The organism is Moritella sp., from assembly GCF_033791185.1.
GTDB lineage: Bacteria > Pseudomonadota > Gammaproteobacteria > Enterobacterales > Moritellaceae > Moritella.
This window is the reverse complement of record NZ_JASJHF010000180.1, coordinates 1-4203: the sequence shown is the minus strand read 5'-3', so window position 1 is coordinate 4203 and position 4203 is coordinate 1. Positions and strand designations below refer to the sequence as shown.

Below are 4203 nucleotides of genomic sequence, written 5' to 3'. Positions count from 1 at the left end.
GATCCCTCTACGGGAGAAAATTACTTCTATGGAGAATATCTTGTTAATGCACAGGGGGAAGACGTAGTCGCCGGCATCCGTACCCCACAACCCCTGAATAAAAACAAATATAAAGAGGGTGACCTCCCTGCGATGGAAGATGTATTTCCTGAATGCTATCAGCAGTTAGTGGATATTCGTCAAACCTTAGAAAGGCATTTTAAAGACATACAAGATATTGAATTTACCGTACAAGCTGGCAAGCTTTATATGTTGCAAACACGCACCGGTAAACGCACTGCTCATGCCGCAATTCGCATTGCAGTCGAGATGGTTAAAGAGGGGATGCTAACCGAGCAACAAGCCCTATTACGGGTGAAACCTGAGCAGCTAGAGCAGTTATTACACCCCTCTTTGGATCCCAATGCAGAAAAAAACATTATCGCCAATGGCTTGCCCGCTTCGCCGGGGGCCTGTAGTGGTATGGTGGTTTTTAATGCCGATGAGGCGGAGCAACAAGCGAAGCTAAAACAGCAGGTTATCTTGGTTAGAGTTGAAACCAGTCCAGATGATATCCATGGTATGAATGCAGCTCAAGGGATCCTTACTGCGCGTGGAGGCATGACGTCACATGCTGCTGTTGTTGCGCGTGGTATGGGTAAATGCTGTGTCGCTGGCTGTAGTGATTTAAAAATAGATTATGAAAAACAGTTATTCACTACTAAGTCGGGTTTTACCATTAAACGTGGTGATCTGATCACGCTCGATGGCAGTCTCGGTGAAGTGATTCTCGGTGATGTTGCAAAAATACAGGGAGTGCTTAGTGACGATTTTAAGACCTTAATGAATTGGGCAGATAAATATCGTCGCCTAGGAATTCGCTGTAATGCTGATACCCCCAATGATGCCAAATTGGCCAGAGAATTTGGGGCAGAGGGGATTGGTCTATGCCGTACTGAGCATATGTTTTTTGATGTCGATCGGATTCAAGCGGTACGTGAAATGATTGTTTCGGCTGATTTACAAGATAGGGAAAAGGCATTAGCTAAGATCATGCCAATGCAAAAAGCTGACTTTATTGGTTTGTTTCGTGAGATGAAAGGGAGACCTGTCACGATCCGTTTATTAGATCCGCCATTACACGAATTTTTACCACAGAGAGACGATGATATTGCCGATCTTGCGGCGCTGGCCGGTATTCGCTTCTCTCAAGTAAAAGAACATGTGCAAGCGTTACGAGAGTTTAACCCAATGCTTGGCCATCGTGGCTGTCGGCTTGGTATCACCTATCCGGAAATCTACGATATGCAGGTGAGAGCGATTATGGAAGCGGCCTGTGAATTGGTGAAAAATGAACATTTTAGCATTGTTCCCGAGATCATGATTCCACTGGTTGCCGATGTCAATGAGCTAACTGTGTTACGTAAAAATGCTCAGCAAGTTGCTGAACAAGTTCTGGCTAGTTATGCAATTCAGGTCGATTATCATATTGGCACTATGATTGAGCTGCCGCGTGCCGCGCTATTGGCAGATAAAATAGCGGAACAAGCTGATTTTTTCTCTTTTGGTACCAATGACCTAACGCAAACTACCTATGGTTTATCGCGTGATGATGCGAGTAGCTTTCTCCCTGAATATATTGATAAAAAGGTTTTTTTAAGTAACCCATTTGTCAAACTAGATCGTGATGGTGTTGGTCAACTGATAAAAATAGGCACAGAGAAAGGGCGCTCAACCCATGCCGATTTAACGGTTGGAATATGTGGTGAGCATGGCGGAGAACCGTCAAGCGTAGCGTTTTGTCATCAGATAGGTTTAGATTATGTTTCCTGTTCGCCTTATCGCGTGCCGATTGCTCGTCTAGCTGCCGCGCATGCAGCTTTGCAGGATAAATGATGCGCTAGTACTGGTGGAAAATGCGCAGCAGGGTAGTGTTGCGCGTTTTTCTTCAGTGTACTCATGGCAGAGATAGGTTGATATGTAGATGAATACTCAAGAACAGGGACTCAGCTCCACTGAAGCCAAAGAGCGCTTGCTACAATACGGTGAAAACTGTCTGCCTTCTAGCCAACCGATTGGCCTTGTTGCTATCTTTTTCAAACAGTTTCTTAGCCCCTTTATTTATATTTTATTAGTTGCCTCGATAGTTTCATTTTTGGTTAAGCAAATCCCCAGCGCCATATTTATAATTGCGGTGCTATTCATCAATGCCATCATAGGCACCATTCAAGAATATTCGGCTCAAAAATCAGCCAGTGCATTAAAAAAAATGGTTAAGGGCAGTGCCCACGTTATTAGAGATGGAGTAGTACAAACCATTGACTCTAAAGAAGTTGTTTTGGGAGATCTGTTATTACTGTTCTCCGGAGATAAGGTGCCCGCTGATCTCGAGTTGATATCATCACAAAATCTAGCGGTAGATGAATCTATGCTAACCGGGGAGTCTTTAGCCGTCGCAAAAAGTTGCCAGAAAAAAGTAGCACAAGATGCGCCTATCAGTGAGCAATTTAATCGTTGTTTTGCCGGCAGTATCGTGACCCATGGTCGAGCACAAGGTGTCGTGATCAAGACAGGTATTAATACAGAAATAGGAAATATTGCGACGCATGTTTCTGCCGATAGAATTTCTGAACCGCCCCTTTTAATTAGAATGAGACTTTTTACCTATAAAGTCGCTTTTGCGATTACTATTTCGATCATTGCATTGGTTGCTTTGATGCTCTTTATGGGAGGCTACCAAGTTGAAAAAATGGTAATGATGGCCATTGGGCTAGCAGTGTCTACCATTCCTGAAGGTTTACCTGCCGCACTCACCGTTGCCTTAGCGATCGGTATGCGGCGTATGGTTAAGCATAATGTGATTATTCGAAAATTAGTCGCGGTTGAAGCATTGGGCTCTTGTACTTTCATCTGTTCGGATAAAACGGGGACGTTAACGGTTAATGAATTAACGGTGCAGAGGGTAGTTCTTCCTGAAGGTAACGTCTATAAGGTGACGGGGGAGGGAGTTTCTGGAGGAAAAATTGAAGGCGAAAATATTATTCAACTGAGAGAGCTTTGTATTACCGGTGTATTAGCCAATGAAAGCCACTTAGATTATTCAGGCGGTGAATGGGCATCGGATGGGGATATTGTTGATATTGCATTTTTAGTGCTTGCAAAAAAATTGGGTTTGTCTGTTTCGGATATCCGCAAACAACAAACACAGCTAGAGATTATCCCCTATGAGTCTGAAAAAGCATTCAGTGGCAGTATCAATCTAGATCAAGATCAAGCTTGCCTTTATGTTAAAGGTAGCCCGGAAAAAATGCTAGAGCTATCAACCTATATGCACTCTCCTTCAGGTCCTGTACCCATTGACCACCAAAAAATACAAATGCAATTCGAACAGTTAGCAAAACAAGGATTCCGCATTATTGCATTGGCAAGACGTGAACTCCCAAATCAGGGGAATGCGCTTGATCATCTACAAGATATGACCTATTTGGGTATGGTCGCGATGATTGATCCGGTTCGCAGTGAAGCTAAAAATGCCATACAAAGGTGCCGTTCAGGGGGGATTGAAGTGGCAATGATCACCGGAGACCACCCGGCAACGGCATTAGCGATTGCTAGTGAACTAGGATTAGCTGATTCACAAAGTCAGGTTGTTACTGGCGCAATGATAAAGGCAGCCAATGAAATTGGTAGCAAAGCATTGTCAGATTTGATTCGACCGGTGAGAGTTTTTGCACGCATTGAACCAACACAGAAAGAGATGATTGTTGATGGCTTTATGAAACAGGGGCACTTTGTTGCTGTGACAGGAGATGGTGTTAATGATGCACCTGCAATGCGTAGAGCCAACGCTGGTATTGCGATGGGGAAAAAGGGGACGGATCTGGCGAAGGAAGTCGCGGACTTAATTATTACCGATGACAATTTTTTATCGATAGTAAACGGCATTGAGCAAGGGCGAATTGTTTACAATAATATTCGTAAAGTGATCGCCCTATTAATTGCGACTGGTTTTTCTGCATTATTGTTATTTTTTCTGACGGTATTAACTGGGCTGCCGATGCCGCTAACTGCGATTCAATTGTTGTGGCTCAATTTAATTGCTAATGGTGTTCAAGATGTGGCTTTAGCCTTTGAGCCGAAAGAAGGCAATGAGCTAACTAAATCTCCGAGAAAACCCAGCGAACCTATTTTTGAGCGAGGTATTATTGAGCATGTGTTAGTCAC

2 protein-coding genes are annotated in these 4203 nt (G+C 43.7%); both read left to right on the top strand.

Features of this window, described 5'->3' with window-relative positions:
• Positions 1-1875, top strand: a 1875-nt coding sequence (gene ppdK / locus QNK26_RS10810; RefSeq protein ID WP_319222859.1) for a pyruvate, phosphate dikinase, incomplete at its 5' end; no start/stop codon positions are given.
• Positions 1876-1963: 88 nt separating this feature from the next.
• Positions 1964-4203 (top strand): HAD-IC family P-type ATPase (locus QNK26_RS10805; protein WP_319222858.1); only part of this gene is annotated, 2240 nt, incomplete at its 3' end.